This is a genomic window from Streptomyces sp. NPDC101227 (assembly GCF_044767545.1).
GTDB lineage: Bacteria > Actinomycetota > Actinomycetes > Streptomycetales > Streptomycetaceae > Streptomyces.
Genome location: NZ_JBIWOD010000012.1, coordinates 205,297 through 225,649 on the forward strand (window position 1 = coordinate 205,297; position 20,353 = coordinate 225,649).

The following is a 20,353-nucleotide window of genomic DNA, read 5'->3' on the forward strand; positions in this document are numbered from 1 at the left end:
GATCACTATAGCTTGACACGATCTAAGTTCGCGTCGTAGAACTTAGATCGTAAATGCGGAACTAAGTTCGCCCGACGCGGTTCGCTTATACCCCGCCCAGGTACCCGGGCGGGGTTCGGAGGGTCTGCCCAGGAGGTGCGTGATGCGAGTTTCCGTGGTCGGAGCCGGTCTGGGAGGTCTGGCTCTCGCGCAGGGTCTGCATAGTGCTGGGATCGAGGCCGACGTGTACGAGCGCGACCCGGGTATCGCCGCACGGTTCCAGGGCTACCGGCTCGTGCTGAACCCGATCGGTTTCCAGGCCGTGCGCGACTGCCTGCCGACACGCTGGCACCCGCTGCTGGACGAGATCGTCATGGACGCCTCGGCCGAGCAGCTGATCCTGGACCCGCAGCTGAACGAGATCGGCAGGCTCGGCGCGGGCCGGACTGGCATCGTGGTCGACCGGCAGGTGCTGCGACACCTGCTGCTGGCCGGCCTGACTGTGCACACCGATGCCGCGCTGACCGGCTACGACGTGCTGGCCGACGGCAAGGTTCGAGCCCAGTTCGCCCGCTGTGCCCCGGCCACCGCCGATCTGCTCGTCGGCGCGGACGGCGTCGCCTCCGCGGTCCGCGGGGTGTTGTCGCCGCAGACCACTCCAACCGACACCGGCATCCGGTTCGTCATCGGCCGCACTCCGCTGACCGACGAGTTCGCCGGTCTGTCCAAGGCCTATGGCTCGAAGGTCGCGGGCGACGGCGTCAGCCTGCTGCTCGGCGCGATGCGCTTCCGTACCCCGCCGAAGCAAGCCGCCGCACAACTGGCCCCCGAAGTCACGCTGCCCGACATCGGCGACTACGTACGCTGGGCCATGATCCTTCCGCCGAACGGCTCGCTCGGCGCCCCGACCGCGCAGGACGCCGTGCTGTCCAGGATGGAGGGCTGGCATCCGGACCTGCAGGCGCTCATCGAGCAGGCAGACCCGGACAACAGCACCCTGCTGTCCATCCGGGTGGTCGAGCCCCGCGAGCGCTGGGCGCCCGGTCCGGTCACGCTGCTCGGAGACGCCATCCACGCCACCTCCCCGACCGGCGGCAACGGCGCGAACACCGCCCTGCGCGACGCCGACCTGCTGCGCCGCTGCCTGATCGGGGCCGTCGAGCGCCGCCAAGACCTCATCGGCGCGGTCGGCGACTACGAGCGGCAGATGTTCGAGTACGGCGGCGAGGCCGTGCGCCACAGCCTCGCCGCGCTACCCGCCTTCGTCCCGAACCCGGAACGACCCGAGCCGGCATAGGTTCAAGAACCTCCCCGCCACGCCCTCAAGGCCGAACCGCATGGTTCCGGCGTGCTCCGGCTGGCCTCCCTGTAGATGGCCGCCAGCCGGGTTCCACCGACGGGCCTCCTGTCGTCAAGGGGGCTGCGCGCCGATTCGTGCCGAGGGGGCCGTAGCCGGCACGAGGTTGCGGCAAGAGGCACGAGCGGGTCTCGGGGCTGAGTCGTTCCAGGTCTGCAGCAGGCGGGCATCGACTGTCGCCAATTGGCGACAGTCCCAGATCTGGGCTACCGGACGGTTAGCGGCTGGTGAGGATGGTGTGTGTGCCGATTCGGCGCCAGACAATGTGCTGCATGCCTTCTCTGAACAAAGAGTTAACCAAGCGGCCGGAATGCCCCTGTGGAAGGTTGCCCACGAAGCACCGGCGGTGGCTATGAGCTGCCCCGTGATGGTCCGTGATCGTGTTGGACGCGTGAGTCGTAAGCCGTCCGTCGAAACGAACTTGCCACTCGACCGCTCTGCGGGATGACATGCCCTCATGAGCAGAATGGCGCAGCTGCTAGTCCTTGCACGGTACGAGGACGAGGTGATGGAGCCGCTGACGCGGGTCGACGAGACGCGTACTTGGCGCGGCTGTTTCGAGCGGATACCGGACTGGTTCGTCGGCGGGTGGTATCTCGACTTCTTCCGCGAGAGCCAGCGCCGCGGGGTCCTCGCGGACCTTGAGGCGCTGCCGTGGAACAACCCGGAGTGCGTGCAGGTCATGCTCCACGACGAAGACGATGATGCTTCGGGCTGTGGATGTTCCATAAGGCGGGGCTTCTCGTTTAGGGCGACGATCAGGACCGGGCAGCGGACGCAGGATTCTCGGAACTTGAGGGCCGGTCCGTCCCAAAGCCTTTGATCTGCAGCTCTCTGAAATCGAATCGGTGATGCCAGAGGAATCACAGCGAGATGTTCCGGCGAGCGAGAGCCCGCACGCCTGCTGCCTCAGTACTGTGACTTCGCATGACCGACACCGAGATCGAGATCACCGCAGACCTGATCCGCGACCTGCTGCAGGAGCAGCATCCAGATCTTGCAGGGCTGGCCATCCGCGAGGTTGCGGGTGGCTGGGGCAACCAAATGTGGCGCCTCGGGGATGAGTTGGCCGTGCGCATGCAGCGCATGGACCCCACCCCGGAGCTCCAGCTCAAGGAGCGGCGGTGGCTCCCCGTACTGGCCCCGCGCCTGCCGCTCCCGGTGCCGACCCCGGTGCGGTGCGGCGAACCGTCCGAGCGCTTCCCCAAGCACTGGACCGTGATGACGTGGGTTCCCGGCGAGCCGCTGGACCACGGCTCGATCAGCCGCGGCGACCACGCGGCCGACACGCTGGCGGGCTTCCTCCAGGCGCTCCACGTGGAGGCGCCCGCCGAGGCGCCGATCGCTACGGACCGCGGTGCCCATCCCAGGAACTGCACGGACGGCTTCGAGAACTTCTTCCAGGCCGTTGTCCCCGACGACGTTGCTGCCGACGTCCGGGCTGTTTGGGACGATGCCGTTGCGGCACAGGCTTGGGAGGGCCCGCCGGTGTGGGTGCACGGCGACCTCCATCCCGCGAACGTCGTCGTCTCGGACGGAACGCTCTCGGGCATCGTCGACTTCGGCGACATGTTCGCCGGCGATCCAGCGTGGGACCTCGCCGCCGCATGGGTGCTGCTACCCGCGGGCACGGCCTCACGGTTCTTCGACATGTACGCGCAAGCAGACGAGGCGGCCATCCGGCGCGCCCGCGGGCTGGCCGCTATGAAGAGCCTCTTCCTAATGCTCATGGGACAGAACGGAGATCGAGGTCTTCCCGGCGGCAAGCCGAACTGGGGACCTGCAGGCCGGGCGGCACTTGATCGTGTTCTGAAGGGCATTTGACGCACGCTTCTTTGAACCTGTTCTCGATCTTGGTTGAGGGCCATGCGGCAGCCCACAGCGCTGCGCCCGGAACATCACCGTCACTGAGCAACTCCAACACGAGATCTGGTGGCTCCACCGCACCTGCTCACGCAAACTCGCGTACGCCCTGCGCCCTCTACTCGACGCCGGATGGACCGCCCAGAGCCCGGCCGCCGACCTGACGTCTTCTCCTGGGTCTGGAGTGACGAGTCCCTCTCATACGGCGGCCTGGGGGGAGGGCTTCGATGCCGTCATGGAGGCTGATGGTGTCGGCGTGCGCGGCGGTCGCGTGGCAGCCGCCGGTGTGGAGGGCGATGAGGTGGCTGTTGCGGCCCAAGCCGAGGCGGAGCACCCGGGCCGGTGGGGGAGTGCGCGCGAGACTGGTGGCGCGGGAGCCTGCGATGGCGGACGCCGACGGGCCGGAGGACACCACCCGGCACGGTGTCATCCGACCTGGAGCCGCAACCTCCTGATGACGGCGACGGCGCCGCGGATGATAGGGAAATGCTTGACGGACAGCATGCCCGAACACCACATAATGGAGGATCCTGGTGCGGAAATGGATGGCACGACCTGTCGTAGCAGCGGCGGTGCTGGCCCTCCCAGGATGTGGCACCGGCATGTCATCGCAAGACCGCAAAGACGCCGACCGCGCGAGAGAAGCAACGGAACAGCGCATGATGGGCGTTGCGAGAAACTTCGACAAGGTCATGGGCGACTTAACGCTCAAGGACCGCAAGGTAGAGAAGGGCTGCGAGGAGAAGTCGCCGAACCTCGACCCGCATCCGGCGGATGCCCCTGAGGTCAACTGTAAGGTGAAGATCGTTTCCACGTATTCGGCGCGCCTGAGCCCGTCCGCGGTGGTATGCACTGCACGGAAACATCCCGAGGTGATCAAGTGGAGTCCCCCGAAGCACGGCGTATGTGGCGAGGCCGATTACGTCATAGGGGATACGCACTTGATTGAGAAATACCGTATTCACAATGCGAGGCTGAACTGGACTCCCAAGAAGCCTGGAATTTTCACCCTGGAGCAGAGTGAGGACTACTTCTACTGCGAGAAGAGCGACGACGACAAGCAATACTGCCATGAAGGTGACTGGTCTCCCTCTCGGTGAAAAAGCAGCGTGCCCCGGCCGTTGTCCGGCCGGGGCACGCTGGTCACGCTAGGGCGTGCCCTGTCGATCAGCGGAGCCAGATCATGATGGCGGCGATGACGACTTCGGCTCGGTAGATCGCGGCGCGCTTGGCGTATCGGGTGGCCAGGCCGCGCCATTGCTTGAGCCGGTTGTAGCAGCGCTCGACCACGTTGCGGTCGTGGTAGAGGTCGCGGTCGAAGCGAGGCGGTCGGCCGCGGCGCCGGGTTTTCTGATCAGCACGCTCGGGGATGGTGGCGGCGATCCTGCGCCGGCGTAGCTCGGCGCGGGTGGACGGATGCGAGTAGGCCTTGTCGGCGATGACCCGATCCGGCAGCGACCGGGGACGGCCCGGCCCCAGCCGGGGCACCCGGATCGCCGCCAGTAACGGCACCAACTGCGGGTTGTCACCGGCCTGCCCGGGCGTCAGCAGAATCGACAGCGGACGGCCGCGCCCGTCCACAGCCAGGTGCACCTTGGTGCTCAACCCGCCGCGGGATCGTCCCAGTGCCTCGCCGCCGACCGGCGCAACCGGCCACGTGCCGCAGCCCCCCTTTCCCTGGCCCCTGCCGCATGTTGATGCGCCCGGACGATGCTGGAGTCGACCGACACCGCCCACTCGATCGCCCCGACCGCATCATCGTGCACCTGGACCTGCGTGAGGATCCGATCCCAGGTCCCATCCGCCGTCCACCGGCGCAGCCGCTCATGGCAGGTCTTCCACGGCCCATACCGCTCCGGCAGATCCCGCCACGGCGCACCCCTGCGTACCTTCCACAAGATCCCGTCGATGACCTGGCGATGTTCCCGCCACCGGCCATGACGCCCGTTGGAGCGCGGTAACAGCGGCAGGATCCGCGCCCAGGTCGCATCCGTCAATTCACCACGACGAACCATCCGACCGTCATCGAACCCCGATCCACTCCTTGTCCTCAAAGGGCGTTCGGCCCCAGCCGGGGTCAACGACGCGGCCCTGCCCGAAACCGCCGCCTCAAGATTTTCAGGCGGCTCGGCTGACGTCCAGCCGTTCGGGCGACGGCTCGTATCCAGCCGCCCTGTAGGTGGCGACGGCGGCAGCGTTTGAGCTCGGGGTGCAGACGAGCGCGCTTGATGCACCCATCTCTCGCAGCGCCGCCGCAGCGGCGACGCTGATCGCCGTCCCGTGGCCGCGCCCGCGATGGTCGGCGTGCACGCCCATCGGCTCCAGCAGGCCGGGCTTGCCGGGCCCGGCCGACCAGACCGTCACGGCGGCCACTGCGTTGTCCTGGTCGTCGTAGCCGATCAGGCAGCGGGCGTCGGCGTAGACCGGCCCGGCCGAGAGGACGCGCCAGATCTCCTCGGTGAACCTCGGGCTGCCGAACGCCGAGCGGTGCACCGCGGCCCGCGCCCCCGCCGTCTCCGGTCCGGCCACCTCGATCCGCAGTCCGGACTCCTGCACCGGCTCGGAGAGGTCGCGGCGCAACGGCGTCCACGGCTCGTCCAGATTCCAGCCCGCCTCCAAGAGGACCTCGCGGAGCAGGGCGCCATTGGGGATCTCGAGGCCGACCTTCCCGGACGGCAGGACCCCGCGCTCCGGGTCGTCGAGGTCCGCCGCCAGCTGACGCGCCAGATCCTCATCCTGTCGCATGTCCGGCGCGGTCGTCAGGCGCAGCACATCAGGGGCGTCCAGGTATCCAACGGCAATGATCCGCCCGTCCGCACTCCAGGTGCGGACGGCCGCGGCCAGCCTCTCCGCGCCCAGCGCCCAGGCCCAGCCGAGGTCCCCCGGATGGAGTTGCAGCGGCGTCCGGTCGTCCTGCCATGCGCGGAGCGCGTCCACGGCCCCGGTCAGCCCGTCGACGCCGGGCTCGTTTAAAACGATCGTCATGTCCCGCATCTCACACCATCGCGGCGACCGGCCGCACCCGGGTTTCACTCAGCCCGTCAGATCGGCAGGACATGACCTACACACACGCCTCATTAGTCGTGCCGGTCGCCTTTCGAGGCGACCAGGATCGCAACGTCGTCGACACCCTCGGCAGAGCCCCCGAGGTCCAGGTGGCGGTCGCGCTGCGAGGCGACCGAGGACCGCAACATCGTGTCGATCGGGTCATGCCATGTCGGGCGCGGGCGAGGGGACCGACCGTGGTGACGGCGTTGGCCTCCTCCTCGATGGCGTCGGCGGTCTGCTGGAGGAAGTGGCTGCGCTCGCGGAACTTCTAGTAGCCGGTGAACATCGCGGACACCGTGATGGCGCAGCTGATCGCCTTCAGGGTGACGCTCTGCCAGGTCAGTTCCTTGCCGCTGTCCAGGGCTGCGGTCGTGGTCGTCGAAGTGGAGCCGATCATGATGAGGGACTGCAGGCTGTTGTGGATCCGCCGGTACTTGCGGCTGTCGGCTTGGTACAGGGAGGTTCTGACCATAAGGGGATCTGGGCTCGCCTGGACTTGTCCGAGGCCGTGACCGACAACGTATGGGAGTACCGGTGACTGAGGACCCTGCACGGTAAGAGGTGGGGGCAGCGTCTGTTGCTGTAAGCCGCCTGCATCCAGGCTTCGGGGTCGGCCGGTCTGTCCCGAAGGACCCATCGGCCGCCGTCGTTCGCCCACCAGCGCGGTACGAACACATGCCGCGGGACGGCGGCGAGCGGTCCGTACCAGCGCGATTCGGGCCGGACGGTTTCGGCCGCCAGGTGGCGGGCGTGTGTCTGCCAGTCCATGCGAACCACCTTGTCAGTACGCGGGGTTACCGGCTTCGGTTTCCGCCGGCGCGCAGTCGGAACCATCGGAGTCCGGGTTTCAGGCGGTCACGGCGTCATCCCTTGCGGGGTTGCACGCCTCCTCTTCCGCCGGCGCGCAGTCTTCGCTGTCACTGTCGGGGTTGCAGGCTGTCACGGTGCGTCAGCCATCGGGACATCACGCACGGGGTCACGATGCCGTCGGGGGTTGATCGCGGCCCGGTCGGTGCCGCAGCGGCCGCACAGTTCGGCCGGGTCGTGGAAGGTGACGCCGACGCCGAGGCCGACGGCGTTGCCGTTGCCGACGGCGCGGACCCGGTCGACGCGGGTTTCCCCGGTGACGCCGAGCTGCCGCAGTTCTGCGCGCGCGCCGTCGATGTCCTGCCGGTCGAGGACGTGCACGAGCGAGGCGCGCAGCGGGATGCCGTGGCGGACGGCTTCGGTGATGTTCGCCTTGGTGCAGGCGTAGGAGCCCCGCCCGCCAGTGATCTCCTCGTGTTCGGCGGCGTTGTTGCTGTAGTAGCTGGTGGCGAGCCTGACGCCGTCGTACTCGAAAATCTCCCACATCGGCGGGCGGATGCGGACGAGATTGGCGCACACCTCTACCCACATGCCCAGGGACAGCGCCCGGCCGATGAAATGCGGAAGGTAGGGGTGAAGCGTGGGTTCGCCGCCGATGTACTGCACCATCCTCACGCTGAGACCGGCGGCCTGGTCCAGGAGCGCGAACCAGAGGTGCTCGGCCTGGATCGCGACGTCGTCGAGGAACCCGGCGCGGTGCAGCGGGTGCTCGACGGTGTGCGCGGTCCACTTCCCTGCCGGCACCTCCCACTCGTCGACGACCTAGGCCTCGACGCCCTCGGCACGTACCAGCACCCGCACTCGCCCGCCGGCCTCGGCATAGCTCGTCAGCTGGATGCGCGCGACGGCGTTGTGCACGGGGGAGATGCCGGCCCATGCGTTGGCCCATGTGGTGTCGGTGGTCCGCTGGTTGGAGGTCGGGTGTAGCTGGATCGGCAGCCACGGCCGGCCCAGATGCCTCGGGCTACGCTTGTCGTCCATGACGAGCACGCGGTCGGGTTCTGCGAGGTCGCGGGACCAGATACGGACCGTGTTGCGGTCGTCGTCCTCGCCCTCGACGGTCAATGCGTAGCTGCCATCCATGCTGCCATCCATGCGGCGGGTGACGAGCCCGTACGCCCCGTCAGGCCACTCGCCGACAGCGGACGTCGCAAAGCTCTTGTCCGGGGGAGTGGCGGCGAGCTGCCCGCCCTCGCTGATCGGTACGTCGCCGTTCTTGATCTGGTCGAGCGGGGGGCGGGTCTGGGAGCGACCGGCGATCTCGCGCACCTGAGTCTCAAGCTCGCGGATGCGGTCGAGCAGGTCATTGCGAACTGTCGCCATACGGACTTGCGGAATTCGTCAATGACCAGGCGGTCAAGGTCCTCAAGCGCATTGAGGTGCGCGTCGGCGAGAGTAATCAAAAGAGGCTCCTAGATTCAGCCGCCGAGGTGGGCGGCGACGGCGTCGTGCAGCGTCTTCGGTCGCTGATTGGCGGCGGGCGGGCCGGTGAACTCTGCCCCTCCACGGGCGAGGCCGGACGGCGCGGCGGCGAGCTTTGGGTTTGCGGTGGCGGCGGCCTCGATGGCGGCCTGTATGTCGGCGGTGTCGGTCGGGCCGAGGCCGTCGAGGGATGCGGCGAACGTCCTGGAGTCGAGCAGCGCGTCGGCGTCGCCCCCTGCCGCCGCTGCGTGCCGGTATACGGCGAGTTCGACGGCGGTCTGTCGTGCCTGCGCCTGTGCGGCGGTGAGTTGCTGCGTCAGCCGCTCCGGGGTGACCTGCTCGTCGTCGGTGATCAGGCCGAGGGCCTTGCCGATGTTCTGTGTGTGCTGCTGTACGGCGTCATCGGCAGCCTTTTGCTTGGCCGTTACGCGGGACTTGCCGGCCTCGGCGCGGGCGGCGGACAGGTCGGAAACAAGGCGGGCGATGGTCACGGCGGCGTCCTCCCCTTGCGGCGCGGCTGGTGTGGTCGGCGAGGTGGGCGCGTTGCCCTGCAGGGTCGGGCTCGTCGCGGTGGTGGGATCGGCCTGCGGCGCGGTGGGGGTGTTGTCCGTCGAGGGGTCGCTCATGGGTGCACTCCTGGTGTGTGGGCGCTGGCTCCTGGCGGGCGCGTGGACATGCGGAAAGGGCCCGCTCCTGGCGGGCCCGCTGGGCGCTCGACGTGCTCTCAGCAACTTGAAGGGGCACGCTGGATGTAGGAGTGCCCCTGCTTTCGCTGAGGTGGGATGCATTTCTTCGAGTGGGGTGAATGAAGTCTATGACAGGACAAGAAATACTTACGGCCGTCATTCCACTCTTTGCGACCTTGTTGACAGGTGCAATGGGTGCAGTTGGAATTCTCATCAAAGATCGCCGTAACGAAAGAAGCCGCGATCAGCGGTTTCGGCGTCAGGTTGAAATAGGTCAGGCCGAGATCCAATTCATTCACGTATGGATAAAAGCCCGTCAACTTCTGGGCCCATTGGGGGACGATGCCCGACCGGCCCAAGAGTGGTTGGACAGATGCTACGCGTCGGTCACTTCTTCTCAAGAATGGGTGGAGACGCCTACGCAGAAGATTAATATCCTACGTCGACTACTCCTGATTCGGTCGCTTCATGGAGCGGCTGCACAAATATGGCGAGTGGTCTATTGGTTGATATTCGTGGGTTTCAACGTTTACGTGATCACGGCCGTAACTGGAGTTGTGCAATGGATCCAGGGGGATCCGGAGGGAGCGGATCTGGTTGGCGGTTCCTTGATTCTGGCGTTCCTCGTGGCGCCGTTCGCAGCAACCGCCCGATTTCTTGCTGTTCGCCAAGACGAAGTAGCTCAAAAGCCAGTCGCGATGCCGCCGCGCTGGCGTCCCCGGGCCCAAGGCTGGATTCCCGATGAGACCAAACAGTCAGCCGAGGTGCCGCGCTGGCCTCCACATACGCCGCGTGATCCCTAAGTCGAGCGGTGAGGTGGAGACTTTCGTCCGCTGAGTCAGAACATGGCTCCGGGTGGTGCGGAGCTGTCGGGGATCGGTGCGCTGGGCTGTGGTGGGGTGCCGGTCACCTCGGGTGCGGGGATGGTGGTGAGTGCGGCGAGGTAGAGCGCGAACTCGTCCTCGTCGCTGCTGGGGGGAGATGAGGCCCGTCGGGGTGAGTGGCTGCGGCTGTGGTGCGGCCATGTCAACGTTCAAGGCTGTTCGGCATCCCCGGACCATCGTCGGCCGTCGTGCTCGAACCAACGGTCCGAGGAGGTGCGCGACTGGATACGCCCCATGCCACTCATCCTCCCAGCAGGGCGAGACACCCGAGCATGAACGCCTGCAGCTCGTCGTCGCCGAAGCGCCGCAGGCCACGGACCGGATTGGGATCCCGCCGCTGGTGCCTCATGTGTGCTGAGTACGCCGACGGCCGACGGGGTGCGCGAGGCTGTTGCGGCGCTGCGGGAGTGGCAGCACGACGAAGCGCCGATGCAGCTGCATCCCGGGGACATCGGCTGGAACTACCGGTTCGGAACGGCCGAGACGGCCGCGGTGGTCCGGACCTGGAGCCGGAACGGACGGATTCTCGCTGTCGGGATGCTGGATTCGCCGACGGTGGTGCGGATGACGGTCGCTCCCGACGCTTTCCAGGACGAGGACTCGGCGCGGCGGCTCGTCGAGGACTTTTCGCTGCCTGAGCGCGGCGTGCTGCCGGAAGGAGCGGTGTCCATCGAGGCGCCGCAGGGGTGCCGGCTGTCCTGGACGGCTTCCTCGCCGTGACCCGTCGGTTTTGGTGGGTGTGGATCCAGAACGGCCGTTCACGCAGTGGCTACTGCTGTTCCCACTGCTCTTTGGCGATCTCGTACCGTACGCCTCCGAACTCGGAGCCCTCGACCCTCTCCATGTCGGGTGGAGTGGGGAGGGTGCCCGCGAGCGTCATCCCGAGCTTCTCCATGATGTTGCGCGAGCCGTGATTCACGGACATCGTCGCAGCCCAGACCGTATGCACACCCAACTCCATGAACGCCTTGGCCAGCAAGGCCCGCGAGCCCTCGGTGGCATACCCCTTGCCCCAAGCCGCCTGCCGAAGCCGGTAGCCGAGTTCGACCTCGTCCCGTGGGCCCGCCGGCTCGGGACGCAGGAGGAACCAGCCGATGAACGCGCCGCCGTCCTTCTCATGCGCGGCGAACAGCCCGAGGTCGCCGTCCCACTTCTCGTAGCCGGCGAGGATGTTCGGCAGATCGCGCTCGCGGATGAGTTCCGGCGCGGTCGGAATGCTGCCGGAGAGGTAACGCATCACCGCCGGGTCGCTGTCCAGCTCGATCAGCAGGTCCGCGTCATCGGCGGTGAAGTGGCGCAGGGCCAGGCGTTCGGTCTCCAGGTAGGTCTCCACGAGTCGATCATGCATGAAGCAGGTCGGGCAGCCCAACGGATTTTCGAATACCCCGAACCGTGGCAATGCGATGAACATCTGGCGTGCTGGGTCGAACTGTGTCCAGGACGCCATGAGTCGGCCGGAAGCGTTCGGAGCGCCCGAGTGCGGCCCGGCACTCCGTATCTGAAGGGGGTGCTCTTCGGGGCGGCGCGCACCAAGGGCGGCTCCCTGCAGGCTCGCTACAAACGGCTGACCTCCCGCCGGGGCCCGATCAAGGCGCTGGTCGCCCGGCTCCTTCCGCACCGACTGGCCGGCGCGCAGGCCGCCCAAGGTCGGTGTCGCCGTCAACGGCTGTCCGCGGACACCTCGTTCGAGGTGGTGACCGCATCTGGACCGGTGGAACGGTGTGGCACCGCCGGGCCTTCCACGGGCTTGGACCTCGCCAGCCACAGGCCGGTGAACACGGCGGTGGCCAATGTGATGGCGCCAGCCGTGACGAAGGCGCTGTTGAGGCCGGTCTCGAAGGAGGCGCCGCCGGATTGCCGGGTGCGGACGACGGCTCCGAGTACCGCCACGCCGAGCACCGCGCCGATCTGCCGGGTGGTGCTGCTGATGCCCGAGGCGAGGCCGCCTTCTTGCGGGCTGACCGCCTGGATTGCGGCGCCGGTCAGCGGGGACATGGTCAGGGCGAAACCGATGCCGACGACTCCCAGCCGCCACCACACGTTCCCATAGCCGGTGTCGGCGTGCACCATGCCCAGCGCCAGCAGCCCCCCTCCGGCCAGGGCCAGGCCGATGGTGACCACGATCCGGAAGCCGTACCGGGCGGCGAGCCGGCCCGCGAACGGGCTGACGATCACCATGGTGAGGGAGGTCGGGAGGGTCTGCAGTCCGGCACGCAGGATCGAGCTGCCCTGGACGTACACGAAGAACTGGGAGAAGAAGAACGACGAGCCCATGAGCGCGAACCCCACCACGACCATTGCGGTGTTGGACACGGTGAACAGCCGCTGCCGGAACAGCCGCAGCGGCAGCATCGGTGCGGAGCGACGCGCTTCGACGGCGACGAAGGCGGCGAGGAGGATCGCCGCGGCGGCGAAGCTGCCCAGGATGACCGGTGACGTCCAGCCGCGGGCGCCACCCTCGATCAGCCCGTAGGTCATTGCCCCCACCGCCAGAACGGACAGCACCGTCCCCGGGATGTCGATCGCGGGGGCGCTCGGATTGCGGGACTCGCCGAGATGCCGCACGCCGACCAGCAGCAGGATCACGCCGATGGGCAGGTTGACCAGGAAGATGGCGGGCCAGCCGAAGGCATCTGTCAGCACGCCGCCGGCCACGGGTCCGGCGACGAGGCCGATTCCGCTGAATCCGGCCCACAGCCCGATCGCCTTGATGCGTTCTTGCGGCACGGGATAGGCGGCCACCAGCAGGGCCAGCGAGGCGGGGCTCAGTGCCGCGGCCCCGATGCCCTGCAGCACCCGGCCGCCGACCAGCCATCCGGCCGAGGGGGCGAGGCTGCACAGCACCGATGCGGCGGTGAACACCACCGCACCGGCCAGGTACACGCGCTTTCGGCCGAACCGGTCGGCGAAAACGCCCCCGGACAGCAGCAGCATGGCGACCAGCAGCACGTACGCGTCGACGATCCACTGCAGACCGGTCAGCTCAGTGTGCAGCCGGTGCTGCATATCGGGCAGCGCCGCTCCAACGATCGTGTTGTCGAGCAGCACCATGAATTGGCCCAGGCAGGTCACCGTGAGCAGCACGGCCCGGTTCGGTCGACGGCCTGAGGCCTCAGGTGATGCAGCCACGGGGATTCCTCTCCATCGGTGGTGGCGCCTCTCCGCGACCGACGCGGTCAGCCTCTGGACGCCCTAACGCAGTCGGCGACTGCGTTAGGCGACTGTAAGGAGGCTCGCCCCGTAAACGCAAGTCCCAACTGCGTTAAGGTGGGGGCATGGATGAGCGACAGCGAGCCCGGCGACCCGGCGGGCGCAGCGCCCAGGTCGGCGCGGCGGTGCACCAGGCCGTCACCGACCTGATCAGCGAGCGCGGCTACGGCAAGTTCACCGTCGGCGAGGTCGCGGCCCGCGCGGGCGTGGCCGACAGCAGCATCTACCGCCGGTGGGGCAACCTGGAGACCCTGCTCGCCGACGTGGCGCTCACCCGTCTCAACGCGCTGTCGCCGATGCCCGACACCGGGAGCCTGGCCGGCGACCTGCGCACGTACGCGGCCAACGTGGCCCGCGAGATCACCGGACCCGACGGTCTGGCGGTGGTGCGCCTGGCCGTCGCCCTCTCGAGCAACGGTCAGCAGGGCATCCAGGCGCGTGACAACGTCCGTGACGAACGCACCCGGCAACTGCAGTCCATGCTCGATCGCGCCCGCGAACGCGGCGAGCACGCACCCGACGCGCTCGGCGTGCTGGACCACGTGCTGGCCCCGATGTACATCCGCGTCTTGTTCGGCATGGGCCCGCTCACCCCGGAGTACGTCGACGGGCTGGTCGACCGATTGCTGTGACCTCGGCCTGGTCCGCGGGAGCAGAGCACGAAGGTACCGACCCTCGGACGTGGTGCCAGGGCTCCGTGAGGTGCTCGCCGACACGCGCCCGCCGGCTCAGGCATCCGGCCCTTGGCCGGCTCGCGCGGCCTGGCTGAATCCGTCGGCCGGCGGGTCGTCGCCGCGGACCGGGATGAAGTCGACGTCCAGGTGCGGGTCGTAGTCGTCGGGTTCGTCGGTGAGCTCGTGGGTGGAGTATGCGCCGAAGCGGCGGGTGTGCTCGGTCAGGTACGGCGAGACCTGCGCCCAGTCCTCCGGGTCGACCTTCTCCCCTTCGTCCTGCAGCTGCCGGTCGATCTCGGCGATGACCAGCGGGTTGTGGAAGATGGACGTGTTGGCCGGCAGGGCGTTGAACTCTGCGGCCTTCTCCTGCTCGAGGCGGTCGTTGTCGGCGGGCACGCCGCCGTTGCCGAAGCCGATGCGGCGCCGTGAACGGGCTCACCCCGGTCTTCGACAGCCTGCGCGCGAGGGCGGACGGTGAGCACTTCGCGCCGGCTCTGCAGATCGCCGACGACTGAGCGCCGGCCCCGTACGGGGGATCACCTCGATCTCGCCGACGACGAACGGTTCGCGGGCCTTGCGTTCCAGGGTCCGTCCCGCTTTGGGCGAGAACGGGTTCTGAGAACCGATCGGGAGTCCGGCGGGGCCCGGCGGCCAGTTGTTGGTCTTGCTCGGCAAAGGACCGTTCGTGAGAGCCGGGGTCAGTGTGCTCGTACGCCATCGATGGCGATCGACAGCAGGAGGTCGGCCTCGGCCGGGCCGTCGATCTCCTGCTCGGTGGCCAGCGCGATGGCGCCGACGAGCTTCAACAGTTGGGCGATGGTGATCCCGGCGCGCACGGCGCCTGCCGCTTGGGCGCGCACAAGGAGGGCGTCTCCGGCAGCGGTGATCAGGTCGTGGCAGGTTTCGCCCAGCGCGGGATCTCCGTCCCGCATCAGCGAAGCCCCCAGACCTCGGTTGGCCACGGCGTGGGCGCCGACGGCGTGAAGCCAGGTGGTCAGCGCCTGGCCCGGGGCGAGTTCGGCGAGGAGGTCGTCCGCTTTCGCGCACAGGGCCTCCACCCGGTCCTTGAAGACCGCCTCCAGGAGCGCCTGCCGGGAGGGGAAGTGGCGGTGCAGGGTGGCCGAGCCGACTCCGGCACGGCGGGCGACCTCCTCCAGCGAGGCGTCGGCGCCACGCTCGGCGATGAGGGCCCCGGCGGCGGCCACGATCTTGTCGGCGTTGCGGCGGGCGTCGGCGCGCCTCGGTCGACCGGGCGGGGCGGCGGCGTCCTTGGGCACGGGCACTCCTGACGGCTTGATAAACGGGGTGGCCCTCCATATCGTAGCGAACGAGAAACGGAGGGCCACCCCACTTATGGGGATGGCTTCCCCTCCGCATGGACGCGAGGGAGATGATCGTGAAGCTGACAGAGAAGACCATCGTGGTGGCGGGTGCGACCGGCCTGCAGGGCAGAGCCGTGACCCATCACCTGCTCCGCGACGGCTGGCAGGTGCGCGCACTGACGCGTGACCCGAACGGACCGCAGGCCACGGCGCTGGCGCAGGCCGGCGCACAGGTGGTCCGGACGCACATGGAGGACGTCGACTCCCTGCGGGTCGCGGCCGAGGGCGCCTGGGGCTTGTTCAGCGTCCAGCCCACCGTCGGCTCGCCCGGCACCGCGCCGGACTTCACCGCCGACGACGAGGTGCGCTGGGGAGTGAACATCGCCGAGGCCGCGCACGCCGCGGGCATCGGGCACTTCGTCTTCACCTCGGTCGCCGAAGCGGACCGGCACCTTGAGGAGAAGCTGCCCGTGAATCTGGTCAGCAAGTGGCGGATCGAGCGGCACATTGCCGCGCTCGGCCTGCCCGCGACGATCCTGAGGCCGGTGTCGTTCATGGAGAACTTCACCGGCGGATACGCGCTGCGGAACGGGAACCTGTCCACCGGTCTCGCTCCGGAGGTCCCCCAGCAGATCATGGCCGTCGACGATGTCGGCGCCGTCACCGCGCTGGCGTTCTCCCGGCCGGAGGAGTGGATCGGCGGGGCCGTCTCCCTGGCCGGGGACGAACTCACGCCGGTTCAGATCGCCGCGGTCATCGGGGAGGTACTCGGCATACCGCTGCCCTACGTTCAGATTCCGATCGACGCGATCCGGGCCCTGAGTGAAGACTTCGCCTACGCCAACGAGTGGCTCAACGAACACGGCTACCGCGCGGACATCCCCGCCACCCGGGACATCCACCCCGGCACGATGGACTTCAGCACGTGGCTGGAGCGCACCGGCGCGTCCCAGATCGCCGCGTTCCTCGACTCCGCGCGCAGCTCCGGGCAGGACGGATGAGCGCCCGTACACACGGCCTCGGGCGCGTCGGAATCTGGGCGGCGGACTTCGACCGCCTCTCCGCAACCGAGGTCCGTAAGGCTGCCGCCGCGGTCGAGGACCTCGGCTTCGGCGCCCTGTGGTTCCCCGAGACCACGGGACGGGAAGCCATGGCACAGGCCGCGATCCTCCTTGCAGCCACCCGGCACATCACCGTGGCCTCCGGCATGACCGACATCTACGCCCGCGACCCGGTCACGGCCGCCGCCGCGCAGCGCACCTTGGACGAGGCGTTCCCCGGACGGTTCCTGCTCGGTCTGTGGGAGAGCCACCCCAGCCTGGCTCAGGACATCCGAGGCCACCGCTCCGGCCCGGCTCTGGCCACCATGCGCGCCTACCTCGACGCGCTGGACAACGCCCCGTTCGGGCCACCCAACACAGTCGCCTCACAAAACCGCGTACTCGCCGCCCTGGACACCGGCATGCTCGCCCTCGCCGCCGAACACGCCCTGGGCGCCACCGTGCTGGGCATGCCCGTCGAGCACACCCGAGCAGCCAGGACCGTCCTCGGAGACGACGGCGTTCTGGCCATCACACAGCTCTGCGTGCTCAGCCACGACCACGCGGACACCACCGACCTGGCCCGCACCACGGCCGCGGCCGCCCTGCCGAACCGCCGCGACCTGTTGCGTGGACTAGGACACGCACACCCGGACGCGCTCGACAGCCGGCTGGTCGACGCACTGGTGGCCCACGGCCGCGCCGAGGACATCGCCCACCGCGTCCAAGAGCACTTCGACGCCGGAGCCGACCACGTCAGCCTCCACCTTGTGACCACCACACCCGACTCCCCGTCCGTACGGCAGTGGGAGCAACTCGCCGCGTTCTTGCCTGTCCGACCCGGCACACCGGCGTAGGAACACGGCACGAGTGCGGCGCCCTGAAAACCGTCGCGGCTGGTTCGGGATCGCTTGCGATCCAGCCGCCCGCCGACGAACGGGTCTTCAGGATGCCGACCCGGCCGCACCCTCCGCCGCCGGTTCGGGAGCAGCCTGCGCATCGGCCGCGGTGCGGGGGCCGGGCACCATGCACACCGCGGCGGCGAGGCCGAGGTGGGGCGGCCTCATCGCGAACATCGCAGACGTCATGGATGAGGGATCCCTCCCTCCGGGTGCCTTCGCGCTGTTCCTCTCCCAAGGCGCCGGCTACACCGCCGGCCGCCTGCTCCGTCAACGCAACTGACCCCACCGGCGCCGGTGGGCGATGGGGACTACCGATCGTGCTCAAGCAGGGCCCCGGTGCGGAAGGCGCCGGGGCCCTGGACCATGAGTTGTGTGCTCGGCCGACTGCCGGGAACAGCTGGCTTCGTCAGTTCCCCGCGAGGGCTTCCGCTGCCTGCTTGGTGCCTTCGATGCGGGCGCGGATTTTGGCGAATGCTGTCTGGCGGCTGGTGGACTGGTCGTCTGCGAAGGGGGAGAAGCCGGCGTCGTCGCAGGTGCCCAGCTGGTCGGCCGGGATGTTGCGGGCCGCGCGAAGGACGCGGTCGCGGACCTCCTCGGCGGTTTCCACACGCGGGTCGCAGGGGTCGGTGACTCCGACGAACACGCGGATGCCCGGCCGCAGCTGGTCGGCGGTCATCTTCAGAGCGCGTTCCGGGTCTGGCTCGCTGGCCAGGGACAGGTAGAAGCTGCCGGCCTGGAGGCGGAACAGCTGCGGCAGCAGGTCCCCGTAGTCGACGTCGAGGCTGTGCGTGGAGTCCTGGTCGGCGCCCGGGCCGCAGTAGACGCCGATCCGGGTCCGCTCCTGCTCGGTGAGGCGTTCCAGGAGCTGGTTGTTGAGGTCGACGAACCCCTCCAGGACTCCGCCGCTGGGGTCCAGCTTGAGCGAGAGGCGAGCCTCCTCGAAGTCCAGCTGGACCTTGTGCGCGCCGGCGTCCAGGCAGCTGCGGATGTCCTTCTCCGCCTCGTCCAGCACGTCTTGGATGAACGCCTCACGTGCGTACCCGGCGATGCCGGACGGCGGGTACAGCAGGCTCGTCATGGACGGGGCGACCACGGCCTGCTTCACCGGGACCCGCGCGCACTGCTTCGCGGTTCGCAGGTACTGCCCGGCGGTGGTCTGGTACCGGAACGGACCGGTGGTCAGCAAGGGAAGCTGACGCTGGTGCCCGTCCGCGTAAGGGATGACCACCCCTTCCGAGGCGAGGTTGTCTGCACCGGCGATCGGATACGTGTAGGCGCTGGGCTTGCCCTGCTCGCCGTCGGTGACGACCTGTTCGCCTGCCGCTTCCAGCGATTGGACGGTCTCTTGCACTGCCCGCAGACAGATCTCGCGGTACTCCGCGTCGCGGAGCCGGCCTGACTGATGGTCTGCCAGCGCGGCGAGATGTTCCGGGGACCGGGGAATGCTGCCGATCGGCTCAGAAGGGATCTTCATGCCAGGACCCTAGAAGTCCGAGATCACGCCAGCCCCCATGCACATCCAAATCTCTACGAAACCAACCTCCCGAGTGACTCGCGAGCAACCAACGACCTGACACCAGACAAGTCGGCGGCAGGGGCGTCCACCCGCTGATCGCAGTAGCGCTCGCCGAGCTGCGGCGCAGAGTCAAGGCCGGCGACCGGCGATGGGCCATCGACGCCCGCGTGCCGGCCCACGCCCTCGCTCACCGCACGCAAGTCGGTTCCGCAACGGAACCCCTCAAGGAGAAGCCGGATGAATACCCGTCACTGGCACTTCGTGAAAAAAGCGCACCGCCGATCCGGCCGACGGCGCGGTCTACGTCAACGATGACGGCACCCGCTACCGGCGTACCGGCGGGCAGACACTCGCCGCGGAGACCGCCTACCAGCACCAGCTCGCCGAGTTCGGCTACCCGGTCCCGCGCACCCTCGAGGACGGCACCGCCGACGGCCACGTCTTCGTCGTGGAGGAATCCCTGGGCGAGCGCTCGCTCCACGACATGGCCCTGGAAAGCCTGGACGGCACACGCGCCCTGCCCGGGGTGTGCAACGCGCGCAGCGATATCGATCTGGTCTGCTACGGATCACGAGGCTCCGAGACCGCCCAGATGCTGTTCGCCGAACGATCGCTGATCCGGCCCTAGGAGGGAGAGAACCTCATCCGGCTCTACGCCCGGCGGGCAAAGTACATGACTGGCAGCTCGTTGGACGCGCTGCCAGCGGGAATCCCGCAAGCTTCAGGTCCTGACGGCCGGGGCCGGCGCTCATATCAACTGCGAACCCTCTGGTGTTTGCCGGGGTTCCGGTCGGGCCTGGTTTCCCCTGTGGCCCCGGTGATCGGCTAACAGCTCATCGAGCCTTTCCGATCTTTGCCTTGTCTTCAAGATGGTTTTAGGCCCCGGGTGAGAAGACGGTGCGGAAGAGGCCGCCGGTCCAGGGGCCGTCGAAGTCGGCTGCGGTGAGGGTGACGCCGGTCAGGGCGCGTACGGCGAGGATGAGGCAGCCTTCGGGCTCTTCGGTGTCGGCTTCGCCGGTGGGTTCGCAGTCGTCGGAGGCATCGAAGCCGGCCGCGGTGAGGGAGCGGACGACGGGGTGGGTGGTGTCTACGCTGCCGGAGGGGCCGTCCAAGTAGCCGCCGGACAGTTCGAGGCGGCCGAGGATGGCGCCGTCGTGGGCGATGGTGGCCGTCCTCGTGTCGGGGTCGCGGTAGGCGCTGATGGCGGTGCGGCCGTCGGCGGCGAGGGTGCGCAGGACATCGTCATCGAAGCCGATCCAGCTTTCGAATTCGGTGGTGAGAGTCCAGCCGCCGGGCATTTCGCGGCCGAGGATGAAGGCGCCTTCGCCCTGGTGCTCTTGGAGGAAGTCTGCGGCTTGGTTCATGCCCGCGGGGCAGGGAACGGGGGCGGCGACCCCCATGAGGTGGAGGGTTTCGGTGAGTGGGCGGGGGGCGACGGTTATGCACCAGCCTTCACCGAACATCTCGTCCAAGTCCACGGTGTGGCGCCTTTCTACTCGGGTTCGTTGGTCATTGTGGACAAGGCATACAGCAACGGACCCTGCCGCGAATACCTGCGAGGACGCGGCACCCGGCACGCCATC

At 68.4% G+C, this 20,353-nt stretch carries 23 protein-coding genes and 2 pseudogenes; 11 read left to right on the plus strand and 14 right to left on the minus strand.

The features are described from left to right. Positions 1-142: 142 nt before the first annotated feature. From ACIRPT_RS27010 to ACIRPT_RS27025, 4 genes are all read left to right on the plus strand, one after another. The gene (locus ACIRPT_RS27010) at positions 143-1,276 is read left to right on the plus strand and encodes an FAD-dependent oxidoreductase (RefSeq protein WP_403831479.1); all 1,134 of its coding nucleotides are present in this window, start codon (positions 143-145) and stop codon (positions 1,274-1,276) included. Between the two features lie 517 nt (positions 1,277-1,793). Continuing rightward, on the plus strand, positions 1,794-2,159 hold the full coding sequence (locus ACIRPT_RS27015; protein ID WP_403831482.1) for a hypothetical protein: 366 nt from the start codon (positions 1,794-1,796) through the stop codon (positions 2,157-2,159). Between the two features lie 104 nt (positions 2,160-2,263). Then, a complete protein-coding gene (locus ACIRPT_RS27020) occupies positions 2,264-3,160 on the plus strand; it encodes an aminoglycoside phosphotransferase family protein (RefSeq protein WP_403831485.1) in 897 nt (298 codons plus the stop codon). A 641-nt stretch (positions 3,161-3,801) separates the two neighbouring features. After that, positions 3,802-4,299, plus strand: a complete 498-nt coding sequence (locus ACIRPT_RS27025; protein ID WP_403831488.1) for a hypothetical protein — start codon at positions 3,802-3,804, stop codon at positions 4,297-4,299. Between the two features lie 67 nt (positions 4,300-4,366). On the opposite strand, the gene ACIRPT_RS27030 is transcribed toward ACIRPT_RS27025, so the two are convergent. From ACIRPT_RS27030 to ACIRPT_RS27055, 6 genes are all read right to left on the minus strand, one after another. Continuing rightward, positions 4,367-5,214 (minus strand): IS5 family transposase gene (locus ACIRPT_RS27030; protein WP_403831490.1). Its coding sequence is split into 2 segments (ribosomal slippage): positions 4,367-4,834 and positions 4,837-5,214, totalling 846 coding nucleotides; the frame shifts between segments, so codons are not numbered across the junction. A gap of 103 nt (positions 5,215-5,317) precedes the next feature. Continuing rightward, complete coding sequence (locus ACIRPT_RS27035) at positions 5,318-6,184, minus strand: GNAT family N-acetyltransferase (protein ID WP_403831492.1); 867 nt, start codon at positions 6,182-6,184, stop codon at positions 5,318-5,320. Between the two features lie 331 nt (positions 6,185-6,515). Then, positions 6,516-6,719 (minus strand): hypothetical protein, encoded by a 204-nt coding sequence (locus tag ACIRPT_RS27040; RefSeq protein ID WP_403831494.1) that lies wholly within the window; start codon positions 6,717-6,719, stop codon positions 6,516-6,518. 467 nt (positions 6,720-7,186) lie between these two features. Continuing rightward, positions 7,187-7,858: a radical SAM protein gene (locus ACIRPT_RS27045; RefSeq protein ID WP_403831496.1), complete on the minus strand. Its 672-nt coding sequence runs from the start codon at positions 7,856-7,858 to the stop codon at positions 7,187-7,189. A gap of 18 nt (positions 7,859-7,876) precedes the next feature. Next, a complete protein-coding gene (locus ACIRPT_RS27050; protein ID WP_403831498.1) occupies positions 7,877-8,437 on the minus strand; it encodes a hypothetical protein in 561 nt (186 codons plus the stop codon). A gap of 95 nt (positions 8,438-8,532) precedes the next feature. Then, positions 8,533-9,162 (minus strand): hypothetical protein, encoded by a 630-nt coding sequence (locus tag ACIRPT_RS27055; protein ID WP_403831501.1) that lies wholly within the window; start codon positions 9,160-9,162, stop codon positions 8,533-8,535. Positions 9,163-9,341: 179 nt separating this feature from the next. Here ACIRPT_RS27055 and ACIRPT_RS27060 point away from each other — a divergent pair, with 179 nt between their 5' ends. Further along, positions 9,342-10,025, plus strand: a complete 684-nt coding sequence (locus tag ACIRPT_RS27060) for a hypothetical protein (RefSeq protein ID WP_403831503.1) — start codon at positions 9,342-9,344, stop codon at positions 10,023-10,025. 35 nt (positions 10,026-10,060) lie between these two features. On the opposite strand, the gene ACIRPT_RS27065 is transcribed toward ACIRPT_RS27060, so the two are convergent. Continuing rightward, positions 10,061-10,252, minus strand: coding sequence for a hypothetical protein (locus ACIRPT_RS27065; protein ID WP_403831505.1), 192 nt, complete (start codon positions 10,250-10,252; stop codon positions 10,061-10,063). Positions 10,253-10,535: 283 nt separating this feature from the next. Here ACIRPT_RS27065 and ACIRPT_RS27070 point away from each other — a divergent pair. Beyond that, positions 10,536-10,802 (plus strand): annotated as a pseudogene (locus ACIRPT_RS27070) (GNAT family N-acetyltransferase); the annotation flags it as partial. 73 nt (positions 10,803-10,875) lie between these two features. Here ACIRPT_RS27070 and ACIRPT_RS27075 read toward each other — a convergent pair. Continuing rightward, the gene (locus ACIRPT_RS27075) at positions 10,876-11,439 is read right to left on the minus strand and encodes a GNAT family N-acetyltransferase (protein ID WP_403831507.1); all 564 of its coding nucleotides are present in this window, start codon (positions 11,437-11,439) and stop codon (positions 10,876-10,878) included. 9 nt (positions 11,440-11,448) lie between these two features. Here ACIRPT_RS27075 and ACIRPT_RS27080 point away from each other — a divergent pair. Then, positions 11,449-11,625 (plus strand): annotated as a pseudogene (locus ACIRPT_RS27080) (transposase); the annotation flags it as partial. Between the two features lie 140 nt (positions 11,626-11,765). Here the strand turns inward: ACIRPT_RS27080 and ACIRPT_RS27085 are convergent. Continuing rightward, positions 11,766-13,235, minus strand: coding sequence for an MFS transporter (locus ACIRPT_RS27085; protein ID WP_403831509.1), 1,470 nt, complete (start codon positions 13,233-13,235; stop codon positions 11,766-11,768). A 146-nt stretch (positions 13,236-13,381) separates the two neighbouring features. On the opposite strand from ACIRPT_RS27085, the gene ACIRPT_RS27090 reads away from it, so the two are divergent. Then, positions 13,382-13,948 carry a TetR/AcrR family transcriptional regulator gene (locus tag ACIRPT_RS27090; protein WP_403831511.1) on the plus strand — a complete coding sequence of 189 codons (567 nt, stop codon included), beginning with the start codon at positions 13,382-13,384 and terminating at the stop codon, positions 13,946-13,948. A gap of 96 nt (positions 13,949-14,044) precedes the next feature. Here the strand turns inward: ACIRPT_RS27090 and ACIRPT_RS27095 are convergent, their stop codons facing one another. Together ACIRPT_RS27095 and ACIRPT_RS27100 are read right to left on the minus strand one after the other, a co-directional pair. Then, positions 14,045-14,386: a Tn3 family transposase gene (locus ACIRPT_RS27095; RefSeq protein ID WP_403831513.1), complete on the minus strand. Its 342-nt coding sequence runs from the start codon at positions 14,384-14,386 to the stop codon at positions 14,045-14,047. A gap of 302 nt (positions 14,387-14,688) precedes the next feature. Beyond that, positions 14,689-15,267: a TetR/AcrR family transcriptional regulator gene (locus ACIRPT_RS27100; protein ID WP_403831516.1), complete on the minus strand. Its 579-nt coding sequence runs from the start codon at positions 15,265-15,267 to the stop codon at positions 14,689-14,691. A gap of 119 nt (positions 15,268-15,386) precedes the next feature. Between ACIRPT_RS27100 and ACIRPT_RS27105 the strand changes: the two genes are divergently transcribed. Both ACIRPT_RS27105 and ACIRPT_RS27110 read left to right on the plus strand, forming a co-directional pair. Next, on the plus strand, positions 15,387-16,313 hold the full coding sequence (locus ACIRPT_RS27105) for an NmrA/HSCARG family protein (protein WP_403831518.1): 927 nt from the start codon (positions 15,387-15,389) through the stop codon (positions 16,311-16,313). After that, positions 16,310-17,209 carry an LLM class flavin-dependent oxidoreductase gene (locus ACIRPT_RS27110; protein ID WP_403831520.1) on the plus strand — a complete coding sequence of 300 codons (900 nt, stop codon included), beginning with the start codon at positions 16,310-16,312 and terminating at the stop codon, positions 17,207-17,209. The genes ACIRPT_RS27105 and ACIRPT_RS27110 overlap by 4 nt, the downstream gene beginning before the upstream one ends. An 87-nt stretch (positions 17,210-17,296) precedes the next feature. Here ACIRPT_RS27110 and ACIRPT_RS27115 read toward each other — a convergent pair whose 3' ends face one another. Together ACIRPT_RS27115 and ACIRPT_RS27120 are read right to left on the minus strand one after the other, a co-directional pair. Next, positions 17,297-17,440: a hypothetical protein gene (locus tag ACIRPT_RS27115; protein ID WP_403831522.1), complete on the minus strand. Its 144-nt coding sequence runs from the start codon at positions 17,438-17,440 to the stop codon at positions 17,297-17,299. A gap of 220 nt (positions 17,441-17,660) precedes the next feature. Then, on the minus strand, positions 17,661-18,728 hold the full coding sequence (locus ACIRPT_RS27120) for a 5-methyltetrahydropteroyltriglutamate--homocysteine methyltransferase (protein ID WP_403831524.1): 1,068 nt from the start codon (positions 18,726-18,728) through the stop codon (positions 17,661-17,663). Positions 18,729-19,218: 490 nt separating this feature from the next. Here ACIRPT_RS27120 and ACIRPT_RS27125 point away from each other — a divergent pair, with 490 nt between their 5' ends. Then, positions 19,219-19,398 carry a hypothetical protein gene (locus ACIRPT_RS27125; protein WP_403831527.1) on the plus strand — a complete coding sequence of 60 codons (180 nt, stop codon included), beginning with the start codon at positions 19,219-19,221 and terminating at the stop codon, positions 19,396-19,398. A gap of 247 nt (positions 19,399-19,645) precedes the next feature. On the opposite strand, the gene ACIRPT_RS27130 is transcribed toward ACIRPT_RS27125, so the two are convergent. Further along, positions 19,646-20,248: a DUF6461 domain-containing protein gene (locus tag ACIRPT_RS27130; protein ID WP_403831529.1), complete on the minus strand. Its 603-nt coding sequence runs from the start codon at positions 20,246-20,248 to the stop codon at positions 19,646-19,648. Positions 20,249-20,353 lie beyond the last annotated feature (105 nt).